Origin of the sequence: Glaciecola nitratireducens FR1064 (assembly GCF_000226565.1) — a bacterium.
GTDB classification, from domain to species: domain Bacteria; phylum Pseudomonadota; class Gammaproteobacteria; order Enterobacterales; family Alteromonadaceae; genus Glaciecola; species Glaciecola nitratireducens.
This window is the reverse complement of sequence record NC_016041.1, coordinates 729,066-749,184: the sequence shown is the minus strand read 5'-3', so window position 1 is coordinate 749,184 and position 20,119 is coordinate 729,066. Positions and strand designations below refer to the sequence as shown.

The following is a 20,119-nucleotide window of genomic DNA, read 5'->3' as shown; positions in this document are numbered from 1 at the left end:
TGACAGCAGCGCTTAACCAACCATCTTTTAAACTAGTTTATAAATAAACATCGGAGAATCATTATGTCGAATATACAAAGTAGAGAACAAACCAGCCCAACTAAACAAACAGGTTTATTTCCTATTGATATGTCATGGGATCATATGGACAGAATATTCAATAATATGAAAAGTCATTGGCCATTTCGTATGACAGACGAAAATCTGTTCAAAACAAGTGATTTAAACCTAAGCCCCAGCGTAGACATAAAGGAAGACAAAAAGAGTTACGAGATATCAGCTGAATTGCCGGGCTTAGAAGTTGGCGATATTAGCTTAGACATTTCAGATGATATCCTCACCGTTAGTGGTGAAAAGAAAACGGAAAAAAAAGAGGACATAGATGAAAGCTATCATGTAATGGAGCGCAGATACGGCTACTTTAAACGCAGCTTCAACTTACCCAATAGTGTGGAGCAAGACAAAATAAAGGCCGAATTTAAGAAGGGAATCTTACATATTACGCTACCTAAATCTAATCATGCTCAAGAGGCGCAGCGAAAAATAAAGATTAACGATTGAATCTGATTTGTATGGTAAATCAATTTCGTTAGATTTAAGCACACGATTTTGCGTTGTTATACTGCGTTAAAACACAGGGCGGCACATATAAATTTAACTGAAATTAATATGAAGATAAAAAGGCTGATGAATAATATCAGCCTCTTCGTTACCCATTCAACAATGCCTAGCTATCGCAGGAAAACGTGAGTAAAAATAAACAGAAGAACCACTCAAGTTTTGTCATAAATATTAACTATACGTTAAGTTTATTGGAAAAAACCAACCGAGACCAAAAAATAGGGATCGACTAATGAAAACAATGATTGTTTACTATTCGCTTTCTGGCAATACAAAAAAACTAGGCGATTTTCTTGCAACAAAGCTTTCTGCTGATAAAACCCAGATTGAAGAACGTAGTAAAAATACTAACTTTTTTACCATGCTGCGTTTGATGTATCAGGTTTTGCTAAACAAGCCGAGTAAAATTCGTTCATTTGGTGCTAACCCCTCACAATACGACCTAATTATTTTAGGAACGCCTGTTTGGATGACGAGACTATCATCTCCAGTAAGGGCATTTATTAATCAAGAGAAATCTCACTTTAAAAAAATAGCTTTTTTTTGTACTGAAAGTTCCTCCGGAGGAAATGCAGTTTTTAAAAGTATGTCAGAGTTATGTGGACAACAGCCAATTGCAACGCTTGAAATGACACGCAGTGACATGGTCGATTTAAACAATAACCAAAAACTGTCTGACTTCATTGATGTCTGCCGAGGGCGAATTGAAGAGTGCAGCACCGGAGCAGTTGATCACAAACCGCATCATATGGCTTGATAATAATCAGAGGTGTTAGTTATGAGTACACGAAAAAAAGTCACATTAGCTGCAGTACTTGTCGGCTTAACCCTATTCTCTTCACTAACATGGTACAACGTAAAGTATTCCATGGAGTTTGTGCCTTCCTTTACAATTAAATCTGAAAACTCAATATACAATCTATTAATAGCTACGCAAGGAAGCGCATACAAAAGATCATTGGTTGACGGCGTCATTGAACAACTTAAAAATCGTCCATTTAATATTACGGTAATTGATGTATCTGCTTTAGCAGACGTAAACACTGAAGAGTGGACTGCCATTGTTATTTTACATACGTGGGAAAGTTGGAGACCTCAACAGGATGCAATGTCATTTGTTCATCGTAATCCAGACGCAGACAACACTATTGTACTGAGTACTTCAGGTCAGGGAGATTTAAAAATAAAAGGAATAGACGCAATCACATCAGCTTCCAATATGGCGGATGTGGATAAGGATGTGGCCAAAATCATGCGTAGAATTGACTTATTAGTACCAAACGGCTGATATTTTGATGGCCTCAAAAGAATTAAAATTGCATACGAGCTTGCATAGTTAAGCCACACTTGCGTGATAAGTGTCATCGGGTGACGCAGAGTAAGCCTTCGTTCCTGCAAACCTTCAAACGGCAAGGACGCCGTTTGAGAGCGGCCAAGGATGGCGAACAGCGTGTTTGTGTGATAAGTGTTATCGGGAGCAGCAGGCGGGGCCTTTTCCCCACACAAACCGTCTAATGGCAAGGATGCCATTAGCGAGAGGCCAAGGATGGCGAACAGCGCGTTTGTGTGATAAGTGTTATCGGGGGGCGCAGAGTAAGCCTTCGCTCCTGCAAACCTTCAAACGGCAAGGACGCCATTTGAGAGCGGCCAAGGATGGCGAAAAGCGTGTTTGCAGGAGCGAAGGCTTACTCTGCGTTCCCCGATAACACTTTTTCTTAAGCAAAAAAAGGCGCTCATTGAGCGCCTTCTTCGTATTTGCAGTCGGTATTATGCGATGACTTTCGCAACAACACCAGCACCTACTGTACGGCCACCTTCACGGATTGCGAAGCGTAAACCTTCGTCCATCGCGATGGGTGCAATCAACTCTACTACGAATTTCAAGTTGTCACCTGGCATTACCATTTCTACGCCTTCAGGAAGCTCTACAGCGCCTGTTACGTCAGTTGTACGGAAGTAAAACTGTGGACGGTATCCTTTAAAGAAAGGAGTGTGGCGACCACCTTCGTCTTTGCTCAAGATATATACTTCAGCTTCAAACTTAGTGTGTGGGTTGATTGAACCTGGCTTCGCTAGTACTTGACCACGTTCTACGTCTTCACGCTTTGTACCACGTAGAAGAACACCAACGTTCTCGCCTGCACGACCTTCGTCAAGCAACTTACGGAACATTTCAACACCAGTACAAGTTGTCTTAACTGTGTCTTTAATACCAACGATTTCTACTTCTTCGCCTACTTTAACAATACCTTGCTCAACACGACCCGTTACTACTGTACCACGGCCTGAAATTGAGAAAACATCTTCGATTGGAAGAATGAATGGCTTGTCAACGTCACGCTCTGGCTCTGGGATATAGTTATCTAGAGCTTCTGCTAGTTCGATGATTTTTGCTTCCCACTTCTCGTCGCCTTCTAGCGCTTTAAGTGCTGAGCCTTGAATAACGGGTAAATCGTCACCTGGGAATTCGTATTCTGTAAGAAGTTCGCGAACTTCCATTTCTACCAATTCTAGTAATTCTTCGTCGTCTACCATGTCACATTTGTTCATGAATACGATCATGTAAGGGATACCAACCTGGCGACCTAACAAGATGTGCTCACGTGTTTGTGGCATAGGACCGTCAGTTGCCGCAACAACCAAGATACCGCCGTCCATTTGAGCAGCACCAGTGATCATGTTCTTAACATAATCGGCGTGTCCAGGACAATCTACGTGTGCATAGTGACGCTTAGGCGTATCGTATTCTACGTGTGACGTAGAGATAGTGATACCGCGCTCGCGCTCTTCTGGAGCGTTGTCGATTTGATCAAATGCTTGAGCGGAACCGCCGTAAGTTTTTGCTAGTACCGACGTGATTGCCGCTGTAAGAGTTGTTTTACCGTGGTCAACGTGGCCGATAGTACCAACGTTTACGTGTGGTTTATTACGTTCAAACTTTTGCTTTGCCATTTTAAATATTCCCAGCAACGTATAAAAAATTAATTTTCAATGAAGTAAGGAAGGAAGATTAGGATGTGGTGCTGATAGGCAGATTCGAACTGCCGACCTCACCCTTACCAAGGGTGCGCTCTACCAACTGAGCCATATCAGCAACGTTAATGGAGCGGGCAGCGGGAATCGAACCCGCATCATAAGCTTGGAAGGCTTAGGTAATAGCCATTATACGATGCCCGCGTTCCTAATTCTCGTCCCCACTTCATAAGAAAGTGGTGGAGGGGGCAGGATTCGAACCTGCGAAGGCTGAGCCGGCAGATTTACAGTCTGCTCCCGTTGACCGCTTGGGTACCCCTCCGAGATTGATGGTGCCGACTACCGGAGTCGAACTGGTGACCTACTGATTACAAGTCAGTTGCTCTACCAACTGAGCTAAGTCGGCACTGCATCAAGTGGGTGCGCATATTAAAGAAATGATCGGCATGTGGCAATAGCTAATTGCGAAAAAAACACATTTTTTTGTACTTTTTTTTAATATGGCTTTTTTTAACGCAATTTATTGATAATTTTTAATCAACAAACAAGGTTAAACCTTCTAAAACCAGATTTTCACACTGAATAATATTTTTAACATCCAGATTTAAAAATAGTTTTTTATCGCCGCCAGTCAAAAATATTTCAAATTTTTTGACATTTTTTTTCATTTCTCTCTCAGCCATCAGTAGAGTGCCTAAAATTTGAGCAGTACAACCATGGTCAACACATAGCGGTGTGTCCTTACCAAAGTCTGTTAAACCGAAATTTTCCTCACTTCCAAACACGCGCTGTGTATTTTTAAACAAACTTTGCTTGAGTAAAGAGAGTCCAGGAACGATCCATCCTCCGAGGTGAACTCCGTTTTGTACCGCATCAACTGTCATAGCTGTACCAATATCGACGACTAAAAAGGTTTTACTTTGACTTTTTTGCATACATGCGAGCATCGCAAGCCAGCGATCGACCCCCATATTTGATGGAGTTGAATAAGAATTTGTTAAACCAAATGCGCTTTTTTGGGTTTCAGCAATAAACAACTGAACATTATTATCTGCACAGATAGATTGAATAAGGAGAGTGACGTCTTCTTTACCTACATTGGAAAGGTAAACACGACCAGCGGCTTGAATCGGTGTTATTAACTCACTAGCATCACGATAACGTGAAATGTAAGCAATACCGCGTTCGTTCGGATCATATAGCGCTGATTTTATAGAAGTATTGCCGACATCAATGCATAAATTAGCTTTTTCTAACACTGATTTCTCCACCGTGATGCGGTGTGACTTTACCTGCATTTTCTAGCATTAAAGCCCCCCCTTCATTTATACCTTTACTTAAACCGTGAATTCTATTGCTACCAGACTCTAAATAAACGTATTCATTATAAAATAAGTCAGCTTCTCTCCATTCAGATAAAAATGGGGCTAATCCTTTTAATTCAAATTCTGTGAGCATTGTAGTTAACGTTAAAATGATAAGTGCAACTAATTCATTTCGGTCAACTGGTTTTTGGGTAATGCTAACTAGGTCGACGAATGGTTGGTCAATTTCACTGACGGCATTGGGTAAATCAACGTTGATACCAATTCCAATAACCGCGCTTGCATCAGAGCCAACTTGCCCCTCTACTTCAACTAAAATTCCTGCGAGTTTTCTGCAATTATGGAAAACGTCATTCGGCCACTTTAACTTGCAGTCCTTTATGCCCATGGTCTTTAGTGAGCGATTAATTGCAATACCAACTAGTAGTGAAAGCCCAGCCATTGACTGGTAACCGCCTTTAAAAGTCCAGGCCATTGACATATAAATACTTGAACCAAAGGGTGAGACCCAAGTTTTACCGCGTCTTCCACGACCGTGCGTTTGCGCTTCGGCCAGACAAACATAGCCTTTGGGTAATTGGTGCAAATGCTCTTTAACATAAGTATTAGTTGAATCAATGATGCTGACTACCTCAACAACATTTGTACTCTGTTGGCCTAACAACGCTGATATCTTGTTTTGATCTAATAGCTGCAGTGGCGACGCTAAACGATAGCCTCGTCCTTTTACACTAAACACATCTAAGCCTATATTGGTCAGATACTTGATATGATTTGCGACGGCACTGCGACTCACTCCGACCAGTTCACCTAACAGCTCACCAGAGTTAAAGTCACCGTTGGCCAATTGCTTTATTAGAAGGGAGCGAGTTTGAGCTGCCTTTTTCCTCATAACACTATCAATCCGCTATTGCCTACTAATCTGACTTCATTTTCTAATTCAATAGCGAATGTGTCGAAAACACTCTTTTTGATTTCTCTTGCTAGCATTAGTAATCCTTCTCCATTGCCGTTTCCATTGTTAACTAGTACTAAAGGTTGTCTTTCATGACACTTAACGCCTAAGTGCATTTTTCCCTTAAACCCGAGTTGGTCAATTAGCCAAGCAGCAGGCACTTTAAAACTCACCTCGGATAATTGGAAGTAAGGAACCGTATCGAAGCGTGTTTTAATGTCGTCTAGTATTTGTTTCGATACCACTGGGTTTTTAAAAAAACTGCCTGCATTGCCTAACACTTTAGGGTTCGGAAGCTTATCCGTTCTGACTTCAATGACCTTGTGAAAAATATCAATAGGCGTTGGTTTAACTAATTGGTTTAAAGGCGCATAACTCTGCTCAACCACGTTGTTTTTTGGCATTGTAAAATTAACGCTAGTAATCACTGCTTTGTTGAATAATTGCTTTTTAAAAATACTGTCTCTATACCCAAAGTTGCATTCTTCATGGTTAATAATGTTGAAAGTATTTAAATCTATATCGTAATACTCAATACTTCGGATGAATTTTTCAATCTCGACACCGTAAGCACCAATGTTTTGTATGGGCGCTGCGCCAACCGTTCCTGGTATTAATGCAAGATTTTCGAAACCAAAAACACCGTTCGAGAGCGTGTATTCAACCAGTTCGTGCCATGGTTCGCCAGAAGCAACCGATAAACAAAACTCTGTATCACTTTCCTGCAGTTCTATGCCTTTCAATTTATTGAGAACAATAGTTCCAGTAAAGTCCTCCAAGAAAATACTATTACTGCCCTCACCTAATAAATAATACGTTTTATTTTTTACGCGTCGAAATACTGAAATCAAATCGTCGCGATTGTTAATTTCAACAAGGTCTTGAGCTGAGGTATCAAAACCAAAAGTATGTAGTTGTTTTAAAGATACCACGGTTGTTGCCCATTCTTGTGCAAGGTACAGAGTACATAAAGCTAGTTGGTTCTAATGATACCAACTTTTACTATTTAAACGCGTTTTTTTATATCGACGCGGTGATGTATTTTCAATAATTAAATATTGTTTTCAAGCGCTAGCAATTTGGTGGTGAGAGTTTTTATCGAATGGGTTACAATAACGGCGTCGAAAATAGAGAATATAATATGAAAATATGTGGTGTGGAATTAAAAGGTTCTGAAGCGATTGTATGTTTACTATCTTTTAAAGATGGCTTGTTTAACCTACCTGAGTGCCGAGTTCGTAAGGTCGAGTTTAATAAACGTAACAGTACCGGCGACATCCGTTATTTTCAGTCTACTTTTAGCAAGCTAATGGCAGATTACGGTATTGATTCTGTTGTTATTAAAGAAAGGCCATTAAAAGGGAAGTTTGCTGGAGGCGCTTTAGGGTTCAAAATGGAAGCTGCGATTCAACTCATCGAAGGACTTGATGTTGAAACCATGTCACCGCAGGTTTTTAAAGAGTCAATTAAACGTAATCCAGTTGTAGTACCGTTTGCAGAGACTGGCCTAAAAGCGTTTCAAGAAGCAGCGTTTACCGTTGCATACGCTAAACACATGAACTTACAGTACCCGCCGCCCCCCGTAGAGTTAGCAGAGTAGTCGATAAGTACGGGCCTCTTTGCCTGTTATGCCTGTACAGTGTTTCGACACCAAATTGAAGACTGCTCAGGCCTAAGTATTAAGCCAAAAAAATAACCAATCAATACGTATATCTAAATTCATCCTCATCGTGTTTGGTGCGGCAGCGCACTGACGCTATCGCACATTGCGTCTAGGATGATGCCTGCGCTTAATGATAATAGAGTGAGAATTACTCATCTCAACGTCAATTTACTACGATAGTTTGTTTCAGCTTTCTTTTTTTAACTCTCTTCCAATTGGAAGAGACTGTGCTATTTCAAACTGAAAGCATGCCATTCGTTCTAATGCTGCACCGACTATAAAAGTTAATCACTCGTGAACCGTAGAGTTTTATTAAGGGGGAACTAACTATCAACAACCTTATTGCTAACTTTTCATACTGGTCTACTCTAGTTCAAATTCGGCAGCTAGCGCTTTATTGCGGTGGGCTCCCGATAACCAGTCGACCTTTTTCATATTATCGAAGAGTTTTCTTTGACGACCAGTCACCACAAACTATTTTAGCAAGTTTACAAGGAAAGAAATTACTTGATATTGGCTGCGGATATTCACCTTATTCCAAAGAGTCTATGTTCAGGGCTTGTTATGACAACGGAATCGAATTTTACGGCGTTGATCCGGTTCTCAAGCAGTGTAATGCTTTCAGATCCTCAGATGTCTTATTAGCACGATTAACTGGTGGAACAGGCAAATATGATATCAATGCCCCTGGGCTCGATCGAGCAATTTCCGCGAGTGCTAATCAATTACCGTTCTTCGATAATACAATCGACATGATACTCAGCTGCTGGTTTATTCCTATTTGGATTGATACTGAGGAAGAATTATTAGCTGTCTTTGCAGAAATTTATAGGATATTGAAAGTAGGAGGGACTATCAGTCTGTACCCACTGCCAGATTGGGATAGTTTCGCAATCAACCTCCCTCATCTGCGATTACTGTTCAACAAATTTACATTCAGCCAACAGTTTATCTTTGAACCATTTAATTTGATGTATCCGCCAACAAACAGATTAACATTAACGAAAACATACTAGTTTTCGATTATTAAGCATCAAGGACCAAGCATATAAGATTGTGGCCGAGCACTCATAGCAATGCGTTTTCTCGTGTCTAGAAAGAAAAAACCCGTCGCGAGGACGGGTTCTTAAATGGGAGCCTGACGGTGTGCTACTCTCACATGGGGAAACCCCACACTACCATTGCCGCTAATACGTTTCACTTCTGAGTTCGAAATGGATTCAGGTGGTACCGTATCGCTATTGCCGTCAGGCATAAGCTTGGTGCAGAATCATCGCGCTCTTTGCGATGGCTTCTGCGCAACTGATGTCTCTCTCGCCACAGGGCGGTAGATGACAACAATTACATTAATCTTTGTTTTAACATATTTAGAAAGCTAATAATCAATGTCTCTATTCAACGCAGAGTCACTACTCTGTCTTACTTTATTTGATTTGGCTACTTGTCACACTTCAACCCTTTCGCTTACGCTACTTTGGTGTTGTATGGTTAAGCCGCACGGGCAATTAGTACAGGTTAGCTTAACGCCTTACGACGCTTCCACACCCTGCCTATCAACGTTGTAGTCTACAACAACCCTTCAGGACAGTTAAACTGTCTGGGATGACTCATCTCTGGGCTCGCTTCCCGCTTAGATGCTTTCAGCGGTTATCGATTCCGAACGTAGCTACCGGGCAATGCCATTGGCATGACAACCCGAACACCAGCGGTTCGTCCACTCCGGTCCTCTCGTACTAGGAGCAGCTCCCATCAATCATCCAACGCCCACACCAGATAGGGACCGAACTGTCTCACGACGTTCTAAACCCAGCTCGCGTACCACTTTAAATGGCGAACAGCCATACCCTTGGGACCGACTTCAGCCCCAGGATGTGATGAGCCGACATCGAGGTGCCAAACACCGCCGTCGATATGAACTCTTGGGCGGTATCAGCCTGTTATCCCCGGAGTACCTTTTATCCGTTGAGCGATGGCCCTTCCATTCAGAACCACCGGATCACTATGACCTACTTTCGTACCTGCTCGACGTGTCTGTCTCGCAGTTAAGCTGGCTTATGCCATTGCACTAACCTCCTGATGTCCGACCAGGATTAGCCAACCTTCGTGCTCCTCCGTTACGCTTTGGGAGGAGACCGCCCCAGTCAAACTACCCACCAGACACTGTCCACACCCCCGATCAGGGGGCAATGTTAGAACATCAAACGTACAAGGGTGGTATTTCAAGGTAGGCTCCACATCATCTGGCGACAATGCTTCAAAGCCTCCCACCTATCCTACACATGTAGGGTCAATGTTCAGTGCCAAGCTGTAGTAAAGGTTCACGGGGTCTTTCCGTCTAGGTGCGGGTACACAGCATCTTCACTGCAATTTCAATTTCACTGAGTCTCGGGTGGAGACAGCGAGGCCATGGTTACACCATTCGTGCAGGTCGGAACTTACCCGACAAGGAATTTCGCTACCTTAGGACCGTTATAGTTACGGCCGCCGTTTACCGGGGCTTCGATCAAGAGCTTCGCTTGCGCTAACCCCATCAATTAACCTTCCGGCACCGGGCAGGTGTCACACCGTATACGTCATCTTTCGATTTAGCACAGTGCTGTGTTTTTAATAAACAGTCCCAGCCTCCTGGTCACTGCGGCCCTCAGATGCTCATGCAGCAAGTGCAATCACAAATAAGGGCGTACCTTCTCCCGAAGTTACGGTACAATTTTGCCGAGTTCCTTCACCCGAGTTCTCTCAAGCGCCTTAGTATTCTCTACCTGACCACCTGTGTCGGTTTGGGGTACGGTTCGATATATCATAAGTTTAGAGGCTTTTCCTGGAAGCAGGGTATTTGCTACTTCGTCACCTTAGTGACTCGTCTCGTGTCTCAGGCATGTAGAATTCCGGATTTTCCTAAAATTCAACCCTACGCACTTTCACTTGGACTACCAACGCCAAGCTAGCATAACCTTCTCCGTCCCCCCTTCACTGATATACCAAGTACGGAAATATTAATCCGTTTCCCATCGACTACGCATTTCTGCCTCGCCTTAGGGGCCGACTTACCCTGCCCTGATTAGCATGGGACAGGAAACCTTGGTCTTCCGGCGGGGAAGTTTTTCACTCCCCTTATCGTTACTCATGTCAGCATTCGCACTTGTGATATGTCCAGCAAACCTCTCGATTCACCTTCAGCCACTTACACAACGCTCCCCTACCACTTGAACCTAAGTTCAAATCCGCAGCTTCGGTATATTGCTTAGCCCCGTTACATCTTCCGCGCAGGCCGACTCGACTAGTGAGCTATTACGCTTTCTTTAAAGGATGGCTGCTTCTAAGCCAACCTCCTAGCTGTCTTAGCCTTCCCACTTCGTTTCCCACTTAGCAATATTTTGGGACCTTAGCTGGCGGTCTGGGTTGTTTCCCTCTTCACGACGGACGTTAGCACCCGCCGTGTGTCTCCCGGATAGTTCTCATCGGTATTCGGAGTTTGCAAAGGGTTGGTAAGTCGGGATGACCCCCTAGCCTTAACAGTGCTCTACCCCCAATGGAATTCGTCCGAGGCTCTACCTAAATAGATTTCGGGGAGAACCAGCTATCTCCCGGTTTGATTGGCCTTTCACCCCCAGCCACAAGTCATCCGCTAACTTTTCAACGTTAGTCGGTTCGGTCCTCCAGTTGATGTTACTCAACCTTCAACCTGCCCATGGCTAGATCACCGGGTTTCGGGTCTATACCTAGCAACTAAACGCGCAGTTAACACTCGCTTTCGCTACGGCTCCCCTATTCGGTTAACCTTGCTACTAAATATAAGTCGCTGACCCATTATACAAAAGGTACGCAATCACCCTACAAGTGGGCTCTCACTGCTTGTACGTATACGGTTTCAGGTTCTATTTCACTCCCCTCACAGGGGTTCTTTTCGCCTTTCCCTCACGGTACTAGTTCACTATCGGTCAGTTAGGAGTATTTAGCCTTGGAGGATGGTCCCCCCATCTTCAGTCAGGATAACACGTGTCCCGACCTACTTAATATGGCAACTATGAGGCTTCGTGTACGGGGCTATCACCCTGTATCGCTGTGCTTTCCAACACATTCCACTACCTCATAATTACTCGGCTGCTCCCCGTTCGCTCGCCGCTACTTGGGGAATCTCGGTTGATTTCTTTTCCTAAGGGTACTTAGATGTTTCAGTTCCCCTCGTTTGCTTCGTTAGGCTATGAATTCACCTAACGATACCGCCGAAGCGGTGGGTTTCCCCATTCGGACATCTGTGGCTCAAATGCTTTTTGTCAGCTCACCACAGCTTTTCGCAGACTTACACGTCCTTCATCGCCTCTAACTGCCTAGGCATCCACCGTATACGCTTAGTCACTTAACCATACAACCCAAAATAGCGTACGTATTCACCCCGCCAAGAATGAAAACATGCGCATTTTATCAGCCACCGCCTTTTTAATCGGCAACTGTGGTGCAGCTTAACGATTGCTCGTAATCTGCTAGTCGTATGCATGACAAGTTTTGCTAATCAAATATCGTGTAGAATTTTCGCGCCTTTCAGCGGAAACTTCTACGCAACCGATGTATCACTCGCCTAATGACGGTTAATGACATCAATCACTTACACTTTGTCAGATAGAGTAGCGTTGAAAGAATCTCATTCAACCTAAGTTGAATTTAATTCATCAATTACTCTTTCGTTAAATATTGATTACTAATTATCAGCTTTCCAAATTGTTAAAGAACAGTGACACACTAATGCGTCACTTTTAAGGTTTAAAAAACCTTAATGGATAAACATTCAATATGCGTATTCATTAAGGTTGTTGCCTTTTCATGTAAGGTCAATTTCCATCACAGAAATTGGTGGAGCTTAGCAGGATCGAACTGCTGACCTCCTGCGTGCAAGGCAGGCGCTCTCCCAGCTGAGCTAAAGCCCCTTACATGCGAGTAAAAATGTATTTTGGGATTTTAACAAGGCGGAAGCTACCGAAGTGTGCTTTTGCACATGAGGTGGCGTCCAACGCAGTAAAAATCACAAAATGGTAGGCTTGGGCAGACTTGAACTGCCGACCTCACCCTTATCAGGGGTGCGCTCTAACCAGCTGAGCTACAAGCCTATGTTGCAGGCTTATATTGCCTAAACTACTTTTTTACTCTTTCTTTTATATAACAAGATAATCTGTGTGAACACTGCATTAAGAACGCGCAACTAATAGTAAGGAGGTGATCCAACCCCAGGTTCCCCTAGGGTTACCTTGTTACGACTTCACCCCAGTCATGAAACACAAAGTGGTAATCGTCCTCCCGAAGGTTAGACTAACTACTTCTTTTGCATCCCACTCCCATGGTGTGACGGGCGGTGTGTACAAGGCCCGGGAACGTATTCACCGTAGTATGCTGACCTACGATTACTAGCGATTCCGACTTCATGGAGTCGAGTTGCAGACTCCAATCCGGACTACGACGAGCTTTAAGGGGTCCGCTTACTGTCACCAGTTTGCATCCCTTTGTACTCGCCATTGTAGCACGTGTGTAGCCCTACTCGTAAGGGCCATGATGACTTGACGTCGTCCCCACCTTCCTCCGGTTTGTCACCGGCAGTCTCCTTAGAGTACCCAACTTAATGCTGGCAAATAAGGACAAGGGTTGCGCTCGTTGCGGGACTTAACCCAACATCTCACGACACGAGCTGACGACAGCCATGCAGCACCTGTATCTTGGTTCCCGAAGGCACTAATTCATCTCTGAAAAATTCCAAGTATGTCAAGAGTAGGTAAGGTTCTTCGCGTTGCATCGAATTAAACCACATGCTCCACCGCTTGTGCGGGCCCCCGTCAATTCATTTGAGTTTTAACCTTGCGGCCGTACTCCCCAGGCGGTCTACTTATCGCGTTAGCTTCACTACTCACGGATTAAATCCACAAACAGTTAGTAGACAGCGTTTACGGTGTGGACTACCAGGGTATCTAATCCTGTTCGCTACCCACACTTTCGCACATGAGCGTCAGTTATTGACCAGAGAGTCGCCTTCGCCACTGATGTTCCTCCAGATATCTACGCATTTCACCGCTACACCTGGAATTCCACTCTCCTCTCCAAAACTCTAGTCTGCCAGTTCTAAATGACCATCCCACGTTGAGCGCGGGGCTTTCACATCTAGCTTAACAGACCGCCTGCGTGCGCTTTACGCCCAGTAATTCCGATTAACGCTTGCACCCTCCGTATTACCGCGGCTGCTGGCACGGAGTTAGCCGGTGCTTCTTCTGTTGCTAACGTCACAGCTGACGGGTATTAACCGTCAACCTTTCCTCACAACTGAAAGTGCTTTACAACCCGAAGGCCTTCTTCACACACGCGGCATGGCTGCATCAGGCTTTCGCCCATTGTGCAATATTCCCCACTGCTGCCTCCCGTAGGAGTCTGGACCGTGTCTCAGTTCCAGTGTGGCTGATCTTCCTCTCAGAACAGCTAGAGATCGTCGCCTTGGTGAGCCTTTACCTCACCAACTAGCTAATCTCACCTGGGCTTCTCTTTGCGCGGGAGCCGAAGCCCCCTTTGACCCGTAGGTATCATGCGGTATTAGCCATCGTTTCCAATGGTTATCCCCCACACAAAGGCAAATTCCCAGGCATTACTCACCCGTCCGCCACTCGACATCATCTAGCAAGCTAGACATGTTTCCGTTCGACTTGCATGTGTTAGGCCTGCCGCCAGCGTTCAATCTGAGCCATGATCAAACTCTTCAATTAAATTTTTTGTAAATCGTTTTTTGTTGTCGACACTCTTAATGAGTGCCCACACAGATTGTCTTGTTATAAATTGTTAAAGAACATGCCAGCTTCTTTCTATTTCACTAGCGACTTGAGAGTCACGTTCTGTGCCGTCTCAAGGGATGCGTATACTACCTGCATCAAATTTATTGTCAACTTATTTTATTAATTTTTTTTAATTAATTTAACTTGTTGGTAAATACATTTATTAATGTTCATAGAATGTAAATAAATGTAAACTTTTTCAACATTACACAGTCTTAACATTCCTGCTAAGAAGCCAATCTCGAAAGCGACGCGCATTGTAGTCATTTATACGAATAGGTCAATAGCAATACACACAAATGTTGAAAGATTTTTCACTTAAGCGTAACTTAACAAATCTGTTATAAACTCTTGTTGTGCCGATAAGACTAAAACGGAAGAGGAAAACATATGAAACTTTCAGTCCTAGCAATTAGCGTATTGATGATTAGTAGCGGATATGTAGCCGCACAAAACAATACTAACGAACTTGTGGACGCCTCAGTTGTATCCTCTGAGCAATCCAGTCATTTTCTTAAACAACAAGTGCGTAGCAGTAACTCTGTTGGAAGGGCGATTCGAACAGTTTTAGCGAGATACCCGGAAAATACATCCGACTTAGTAGAAATTGCATTGGATACATATCCAGACAAGTACAGAGAAATCGTTTCCGCTGCAGTGTCGTCTCAGCCGGCTTATATAGACGATATCCTTGAACTAGCTATTACTCGAGATCTTGCCCCTACTACCGAACTAGTAACCTTAGCTATAAATGCAGAACCCAGTTATGCAGAATATGTAACAGAAGCAGCTTGTAAGTTTTCTCCTGACCAATTCAATGAAATTGTAAAAACCGCCGTTACTATGGAACCGGATTCTGCCGATCAAATAGCAAAAACACTAGCAAGGACATACCCTAACAAAACATTGGAAGTTTTAGTCACTACCATTCAAGAAGTACCGCTTGTTGGAAAATATGTGGTCGAAGCATTGCTTGCACTTTTCCCTGATGACTCTTCTGAGTCTGAATCAATGATCATAATATCGGTTGAACAATTGGCAAAACATCCAGAAGCCCTAGAGCGCTTAATAGAATTAGCAGAGCGACGCGGTATTGAACAAGATTTGATTAGCGCGAGTGCTATGAGAGGTGGATTGACAAATGCACAAGCAAAGGTATATGTAGACAGATACTATATAGAAAAATAGAAGCGTAAAGATATAAGATTTAATATCGACTTCCAGCCCACAACCCATATAACAAAAAACCCGGCAATTGCCGGGTTTTTTAATTTCATTCTCTAATTAGAGAGTGACTAGTCTTCTGTTACTTCAACTACTTCTTCAGTAGATTCAACAACAGGACGGTCAACCAATTCAACGTAAGCCATTGGAGCGTTGTCACCTGCACGGAAACCACACTTCAATATACGACTATAACCACCTGGACGTGTGTCGTAACGCGGACCAAGTTCGTTAAACAATTTACCTACCACTTCTTTATCACCGGTTCTTGCAAAAGCAAGACGACGATTAGCAACACTATCTTGCTTTGCTAATGTGATTAGCGGCTCAATTACTCGACGTAGTTCTTTCGCTTTAGGCAACGTAGTTTTAATAACTTCGTGCTTTACCAAAGAACCTGCCATGTTTTTAAACATTGCTTGTCTGTGGCTGCTATTGCGATTTAACTGTCTACCACTCTTGCGATGGCGCATAGCTATATCCTTCTTTACAAATCAGTTTATCTAAAACCTGATTAATCTTTTTCAGCGATTGATTCTGGTGGCCAATTTTCTAGGCGCATGCCTAGTGACAAACCACGAGAAGCAAGTACATCTTTAATTTCTGTAAGCGACTTCTTACCTAAGTTAGGCGTTTTAAGAAGTTCAACTTCAGTACGCTGTACCAGGTCACCAATATATTGGATAGCTTCCGCTTTCAAACAGTTAGCAGAACGAACCGTTAACTCTAAGTCGTCAACAGGACGAAGTAGAATTGGATCGAATTCTGGTTTCTCTTCTTTTTCAACCGGCTCAGAAATGTCACGTAATTCTACGAAGGCATCTAATTGCTCAGCTAAAATAGTAGCAGAACGGCGAATCGCTTCTTCTGGGTCTAAAGTACCGTTAGTTTCCATATCGATAATTAGCTTGTCTAGGTCAGTGCGTTGTTCAACACGAGCTGACTCTACAGAATAAGCAATACGTTCTACAGGGCTGTATGAAGCATCAACTAATAAACGACCAATAGGACGATCATCATCTTCAGAGGAACGACGAGTTGAAGCTGGAACATAACCTCGGCCCATTTCTACTTTGATGCGCATGCTCAACTCAGCTTCGCCAGTTAAAGTACAAATAACGTGCTCTGGATTTACGATCTCAACGTCACCATCGTGCTGGATATCACCGGCAACAACTAAACCTGCACCAGATTTAACTAGTGTAAGAGTTGCCTCGGTTTTACCTTCAAGACGAACTGCTAGTCCTTTAAGGTTAAGCAAAATTTCAATTACGTCTTCTTGAACACCTTCTTTAGTGCTGTACTCATGTAATACACCATCAATTTCAACTTCAGTCACTGCACAACCTGGCATAGACGAAAGCAAAATACGACGAAGCGCATTACCTAGAGTATGGCCGAAGCCTCGCTCTAAAGGCTCTAGTGTTACTTTTGCACGAGTAGGTGAAATATTTTCAATTTCAACTAATCTTGGCTTTAGGAATTCGGTCACTGAACCCACAATGTATCCTCTTTAGTTAATCTTTACTTAGAGTAAAGTTCGACAATCAACTGTTCGTTTATGTCCGCAGACAAATCCGTTCTTTCTGGAACGCGTTTAAAAACACCTTCCATTTTCGTATTGTCAACTTCCAACCAAGTTGGTTTCTCGCGTTGATCTGCTAATTCTAGTGCAGAAACAATACGGGCCTGTTTTTTCGCTTTTTCACGAACAGCAACCACATCTTCAGCTTTTACGTTGAATGATGGAATGTTCACTACTTTACCGTTTACTACGATAGCTTTATGGCTAACGAGTTGACGAGCTTCAGCACGAGTGCTGGCAAAGCCCATGCGGTAAACAACGTTATCTAAACGCTGTTCTAAAAGTTGCAACAAGTTTTCACCTGTATTGCCTTTAAGGCGAGCAGCTTCTTTATAGTAGTTTCTAAACTGTTTTTCCAATACGCCATACATACGACGTACTTTTTGCTTTTCACGCAATTGAACACCGTAATCAGACAGACGACCGCGACGGGCGCCATGCTGACCAGGAGCTTGGTCAATTTTACATTTACTTTCAATTGCTCTTACGCCGCTCTTAAGGAACAAATCAGTTCCTTCACGACGACTTAGTTTGAGTTTTGGACCCAAATATCTAGCCATGATCTTTCTCCAACTGTCCGTCGATTAAACGCGACGTTTTTTCGGTGGACGACATCCGTTGTGAGGTATAGGTGTCACATCGGTAATATTTGTGATCTTGTAACCCGTTGCATTTAATGCGCGGATTGCAGATTCACGACCTGGACCTGGGCCCTTAACGAACACTTCAATGTTCTTTAAGCCGAATTCCTGAGCGGCTAAACCAGCTCTTTCAGCAGCAACCTGTGCAGCGAAAGGAGTTGATTTACGTGAGCCACGGAAACCAGATCCACCAGAAGTTGCCCAAGATAGAGCGTTACCCTGACGGTCAGTGATTGTCACAATTGTGTTGTTGAAAGAAGCATGGATATGAGCCATACCATCTGCAACTTGACGTTTTACGCGCTTGCGGGCGCGAGTAGGAGCTTTAGCCATTGTAACCCTCGCTTACTTTTTAATAGGTTTGCGAGGACCTTTACGGGTACGCGCATTAGTTTTAGTGCGCTGACCACGTAGAGGTAAGCTACGACGGTGGCGAATACCACGGAAGCAACCTAGGTCCATCAAACGTTTAATGCTCATTGATACTTCACGGCGAAGGTCACCTTCAACTGTGAATTTAGCAACTTCTTCACGAAGTTTATCAATGGTCGTTTCATCAAGATCTTTCATCTTGGTTGATTCTGATACACCTGCACCAACACATATGAGCTTCGCTCGTGTTGCGCCAATACCGAAAATTGCTTGGATAGCAATGACAGCATGTTTGTGATCAGGAATGTTAATGCCAGCGATACGGGCCATTAACAGCACTCCTTATATTTAGTGTTACTAGCCTAAAAAGCCCGATAGGATACTTACCCAGTAACAAAATTGCAAATAAAGGTTTTAAGGCTCGGGCGCTAGTACAGCAACCCGATATTAAAAACCATCTTGATTCCCCTATTTCTAGGGGTCTGGATTAACCTTGCCTTTGCTTATGCTTAGGCTCTACACAAATCACTCTAACAACGCCGTTGCGTTTAATGACCTTGCAGTTACGGCAAATCCGCTTAACAGATGCACGAACTTTCATCACATCACTCCGTAAATAGCTAGCTTAAGGTGTCGGCCAATGCCTAACCTTTAAGGTTCGCTTTTTTAAGAACATCGCCATATTGATGTGACATCAAATGGGTCTGAACCTGCGCCATAAAGTCCATTACCACTACGCATATAATGAGTAGTGAAGTACCACCAAAGTAAAACGGAACGTTAAACCATAGTAATAAGAACTCAGGCACCAAACAAACAAAAGTAATATAGAGAGCACCAGCTAGTGTTAAACGAGTCATCACCTTATCGATATATCGAGAGGTTTGCTCGCCTGGACGAATGCCAGGAACAAAAGCACCAGATTTCTTTAGATTATCAGCTGTTTCGCGAGGATTAAAAACTAATGCTGTATAAAAGAAGCAAAAGAAAATAATCGTTGCAGCATAAAGCATAACGTATAACGGCTGCCCTGGAGACAATGCTAAGGACACATCAGTCAAAAACGAGAATGTCTCATTCTGACCGACCATTCCGGCAAGTGTACCTGGGAAAAGGATAATACTTGATGCAAAGATAGGTGGAATTACACCCGCCATATTCACCTTGAGGGGTAAATGTGAACTTTGCGCAGCAAAAACCTTACGGCCCTGTTGGCGTTTAGCGTAGTTGACAACAATGCGACGTTGCGCACGTTCTACGAAAACAACCAAATATGTCAACGCTACAATAATGGCACCGATAACTAGCAAGAACAGGAGATTAATTTCACCCAATCTTGCTTGCTCTGCAGTTTGACCAATTGCGGTAGGTAAACCTGCGACGATACCAGCGAAAATAAGTATTGAAATACCATTTCCGATGCCGCGCTCTGTAATTTGCTCACCTAACCACATCAAAAACATGGTGCCAGTAACCAAACTCACGATAGCTGTAAAATAGAAACCAATGCCAGGGTTTACCACTAAACCTTGAACTAAGTTTGGCAAACCAGTAGCAATACCGACAGACTGAAAAATAGCTAACAACAAAGTAAGATACCTTGTGTACTGACTAATTTTCCGTTTACCCGCTTCACCTTCTTTTTTCAGTTCCATCAATGGAGGGTACATATGCGAAAGCAACTGCACTATAATAGAAGCTGTAATGTAAGGCATAATCCCTAACGCTAGTACTGAAGCACGCTCAAGAGCACCGCCAGAGAACATGTTCATCATCTCTACGATAGTACCCTTCTGTTGTTCAAATAATTGAGCCAACACGTTGCCATCAATACCAGGGATAGGCACATAAGAGCCCAGCCTAAACACGATGATTGCTCCAAGAACAAACAGCAGTCGAGATTTAAGCTCGCTTAATCCGCCTTTTGCCCCTGAATCTTGTCCTGGTTTTGCCATTTAGC

The 20,119-nt window shown here is 43.3% G+C and carries 17 protein-coding genes, 6 tRNA genes and 3 rRNA genes; 6 read left to right on the top strand and 20 right to left on the bottom strand.

Translation table 11 applies throughout. From position 1 onward, the window contains the following. Positions 1-63: 63 nt before the first annotated feature. The 3 genes from GNIT_RS03255 (at position 64) to GNIT_RS03245 (ending at position 1,909) form a co-directional block, all read left to right on the top strand. The gene (locus GNIT_RS03255) at positions 64-561 is read left to right on the top strand and encodes an Hsp20/alpha crystallin family protein (RefSeq protein ID WP_014107699.1); all 498 of its coding nucleotides are present in this window, start codon (positions 64-66) and stop codon (positions 559-561) included. A gap of 292 nt (positions 562-853) precedes the next feature. Next, a complete protein-coding gene (locus tag GNIT_RS03250; protein ID WP_014107698.1) occupies positions 854-1,378 on the top strand; it encodes a flavodoxin family protein in 525 nt (174 codons plus the stop codon). 21 nt (positions 1,379-1,399) lie between these two features. Continuing rightward, positions 1,400-1,909, top strand: a complete 510-nt coding sequence (locus tag GNIT_RS03245; protein ID WP_014107697.1) for a hypothetical protein — start codon at positions 1,400-1,402, stop codon at positions 1,907-1,909. 479 nt (positions 1,910-2,388) lie between these two features. On the opposite strand, the gene tuf is transcribed toward GNIT_RS03245, so the two are convergent. The 8 genes from tuf to murB all read right to left on the bottom strand — a co-directional run bounded on the left by tuf (position 2,389) and on the right by murB (position 6,806). Further along, positions 2,389-3,573, bottom strand: a complete 1,185-nt coding sequence (gene tuf / locus GNIT_RS03240; protein WP_014107696.1) for an elongation factor Tu — start codon at positions 3,571-3,573, stop codon at positions 2,389-2,391. Positions 3,574-3,639: 66 nt separating this feature from the next. Next, positions 3,640-3,715 (bottom strand) — tRNA-Thr (locus GNIT_RS03235). An 8-nt stretch (positions 3,716-3,723) separates the two neighbouring features. Next, a tRNA-Gly gene (locus tag GNIT_RS03230) sits at positions 3,724-3,798 on the bottom strand. Between the two features lie 33 nt (positions 3,799-3,831). Next, positions 3,832-3,916, bottom strand: a tRNA-Tyr gene (locus GNIT_RS03225). An 8-nt stretch (positions 3,917-3,924) separates the two neighbouring features. After that, positions 3,925-4,000, bottom strand: a tRNA-Thr gene (locus GNIT_RS03220). Between the two features lie 127 nt (positions 4,001-4,127). Further along, entirely contained in the window at positions 4,128-4,853 is a 726-nt protein-coding gene (locus tag GNIT_RS03215; protein WP_014107695.1) for a type III pantothenate kinase, read from the bottom strand. After that, complete coding sequence (birA, locus tag GNIT_RS03210; RefSeq protein WP_014107694.1) at positions 4,837-5,811, bottom strand: bifunctional biotin--[acetyl-CoA-carboxylase] ligase/biotin operon repressor BirA; 975 nt, start codon at positions 5,809-5,811, stop codon at positions 4,837-4,839. Before birA ends, GNIT_RS03215 begins: the two co-directional genes overlap by 17 nt. After that, a complete protein-coding gene (gene murB, locus GNIT_RS03205; RefSeq protein WP_014107693.1) occupies positions 5,808-6,806 on the bottom strand; it encodes a UDP-N-acetylmuramate dehydrogenase in 999 nt (332 codons plus the stop codon). Before murB ends, birA begins: the two co-directional genes overlap by 4 nt. 209 nt (positions 6,807-7,015) lie before the next feature. On the opposite strand from murB, the gene GNIT_RS03200 reads away from it, so the two are divergent. Further along, on the top strand, positions 7,016-7,474 hold the full coding sequence (locus GNIT_RS03200; protein WP_041246600.1) for a DUF3010 family protein: 459 nt from the start codon (positions 7,016-7,018) through the stop codon (positions 7,472-7,474). 611 nt (positions 7,475-8,085) lie between these two features. Beyond that, the gene (locus tag GNIT_RS03195; protein ID WP_014107690.1) at positions 8,086-8,553 is read left to right on the top strand and encodes a class I SAM-dependent methyltransferase; all 468 of its coding nucleotides are present in this window, start codon (positions 8,086-8,088) and stop codon (positions 8,551-8,553) included. Positions 8,554-8,673: 120 nt separating this feature from the next. Here GNIT_RS03195 and rrf read toward each other — a convergent pair. The 5 genes from rrf to GNIT_RS03170 all read right to left on the bottom strand — a co-directional run bounded on the left by rrf (position 8,674) and on the right by GNIT_RS03170 (position 14,271). Next, a 5S ribosomal RNA gene (gene rrf / locus GNIT_RS03190) occupies positions 8,674-8,789 on the bottom strand. A gap of 232 nt (positions 8,790-9,021) precedes the next feature. After that, a 23S ribosomal RNA gene (locus GNIT_RS03185) occupies positions 9,022-11,900 on the bottom strand. A 483-nt stretch (positions 11,901-12,383) separates the two neighbouring features. Beyond that, positions 12,384-12,459, bottom strand: a tRNA-Ala gene (locus tag GNIT_RS03180). Positions 12,460-12,562: 103 nt separating this feature from the next. Then, a tRNA-Ile gene (locus tag GNIT_RS03175) sits at positions 12,563-12,639 on the bottom strand. Positions 12,640-12,738: 99 nt separating this feature from the next. After that, positions 12,739-14,271: ribosomal RNA gene (locus GNIT_RS03170) — 16S ribosomal RNA — on the bottom strand. Together the 16S, 23S and 5S rRNA genes with 2 tRNA genes alongside form the textbook arrangement of a ribosomal RNA operon. A 456-nt stretch (positions 14,272-14,727) precedes the next feature. Here GNIT_RS03170 and GNIT_RS03165 point away from each other — a divergent pair. After that, a complete protein-coding gene (locus GNIT_RS03165; RefSeq protein ID WP_014107689.1) occupies positions 14,728-15,525 on the top strand; it encodes a hypothetical protein in 798 nt (265 codons plus the stop codon). A 107-nt stretch (positions 15,526-15,632) separates the two neighbouring features. Here GNIT_RS03165 and rplQ read toward each other — a convergent pair whose 3' ends face one another. The 7 genes from rplQ to secY all read right to left on the bottom strand — a co-directional run bounded on the left by rplQ (position 15,633) and on the right by secY (position 20,114). Further along, entirely contained in the window at positions 15,633-16,034 is a 402-nt protein-coding gene (rplQ, locus tag GNIT_RS03160; protein ID WP_014107688.1) for a 50S ribosomal protein L17, read from the bottom strand. Positions 16,035-16,075: 41 nt separating this feature from the next. Beyond that, on the bottom strand, positions 16,076-17,065 hold the full coding sequence (locus GNIT_RS03155; protein ID WP_041246276.1) for a DNA-directed RNA polymerase subunit alpha: 990 nt from the start codon (positions 17,063-17,065) through the stop codon (positions 16,076-16,078). A gap of 20 nt (positions 17,066-17,085) precedes the next feature. Beyond that, on the bottom strand, positions 17,086-17,706 hold the full coding sequence (rpsD, locus tag GNIT_RS03150; RefSeq protein ID WP_014107686.1) for a 30S ribosomal protein S4: 621 nt from the start codon (positions 17,704-17,706) through the stop codon (positions 17,086-17,088). 24 nt (positions 17,707-17,730) lie between these two features. Further along, positions 17,731-18,120 (bottom strand): 30S ribosomal protein S11, encoded by a 390-nt coding sequence (rpsK, locus tag GNIT_RS03145; RefSeq protein WP_014107685.1) that lies wholly within the window; start codon positions 18,118-18,120, stop codon positions 17,731-17,733. Positions 18,121-18,132: 12 nt separating this feature from the next. Then, positions 18,133-18,489: a 30S ribosomal protein S13 gene (gene rpsM / locus GNIT_RS03140; RefSeq protein WP_014107684.1), complete on the bottom strand. Its 357-nt coding sequence runs from the start codon at positions 18,487-18,489 to the stop codon at positions 18,133-18,135. A 157-nt stretch (positions 18,490-18,646) separates the two neighbouring features. After that, positions 18,647-18,760, bottom strand: coding sequence for a 50S ribosomal protein L36 (gene rpmJ, locus GNIT_RS17805; RefSeq protein ID WP_081585804.1), 114 nt, complete (start codon positions 18,758-18,760; stop codon positions 18,647-18,649). Positions 18,761-18,803: 43 nt separating this feature from the next. Then, positions 18,804-20,114 carry a preprotein translocase subunit SecY gene (gene secY, locus GNIT_RS03135; RefSeq protein WP_014107683.1) on the bottom strand — a complete coding sequence of 437 codons (1,311 nt, stop codon included), beginning with the start codon at positions 20,112-20,114 and terminating at the stop codon, positions 18,804-18,806. Positions 20,115-20,119: the final 5 nt, after the last annotated feature.

Excerpts from the sequence above, each read along its gene's own strand:
- GNIT_RS03255 (WP_014107699.1), top strand. The coding sequence starts at position 64 with ATGTCGAATATACAAAGTAGAGAACAAACCAGCCCAACTAAACAAACA.
- rpsM (WP_014107684.1), bottom strand. The coding sequence starts at position 18,489 with ATGGCCCGTATCGCTGGCATTAACATTCCTGATCACAAACATGCTGTC.
- GNIT_RS03200 (WP_041246600.1), top strand. The coding sequence starts at position 7,016 with ATGAAAATATGTGGTGTGGAATTAAAAGGTTCTGAAGCGATTGTATGT.
- birA (WP_014107694.1), bottom strand. The coding sequence starts at position 5,811 with ATGAGGAAAAAGGCAGCTCAAACTCGCTCCCTTCTAATAAAGCAATTG.
- tuf (WP_014107696.1), bottom strand. The coding sequence starts at position 3,573 with ATGGCAAAGCAAAAGTTTGAACGTAATAAACCACACGTAAACGTTGGT.
- rplQ (WP_014107688.1), bottom strand. The coding sequence starts at position 16,034 with ATGCGCCATCGCAAGAGTGGTAGACAGTTAAATCGCAATAGCAGCCAC.
- GNIT_RS03245 (WP_014107697.1), top strand. The coding sequence starts at position 1,400 with ATGAGTACACGAAAAAAAGTCACATTAGCTGCAGTACTTGTCGGCTTA.
- rpsD (WP_014107686.1), bottom strand. The coding sequence starts at position 17,706 with ATGGCTAGATATTTGGGTCCAAAACTCAAACTAAGTCGTCGTGAAGGA.
- rpmJ (WP_081585804.1), bottom strand. The coding sequence starts at position 18,760 with ATGAAAGTTCGTGCATCTGTTAAGCGGATTTGCCGTAACTGCAAGGTC.
- GNIT_RS03195 (WP_014107690.1), top strand. The coding sequence starts at position 8,086 with ATGTTCAGGGCTTGTTATGACAACGGAATCGAATTTTACGGCGTTGAT.
- rpsK (WP_014107685.1), bottom strand. The coding sequence starts at position 18,120 with ATGGCTAAAGCTCCTACTCGCGCCCGCAAGCGCGTAAAACGTCAAGTT.
- GNIT_RS03250 (WP_014107698.1), top strand. The coding sequence starts at position 854 with ATGAAAACAATGATTGTTTACTATTCGCTTTCTGGCAATACAAAAAAA.
- GNIT_RS03165 (WP_014107689.1), top strand. The coding sequence starts at position 14,728 with ATGAAACTTTCAGTCCTAGCAATTAGCGTATTGATGATTAGTAGCGGA.
- secY (WP_014107683.1), bottom strand. The coding sequence starts at position 20,114 with ATGGCAAAACCAGGACAAGATTCAGGGGCAAAAGGCGGATTAAGCGAG.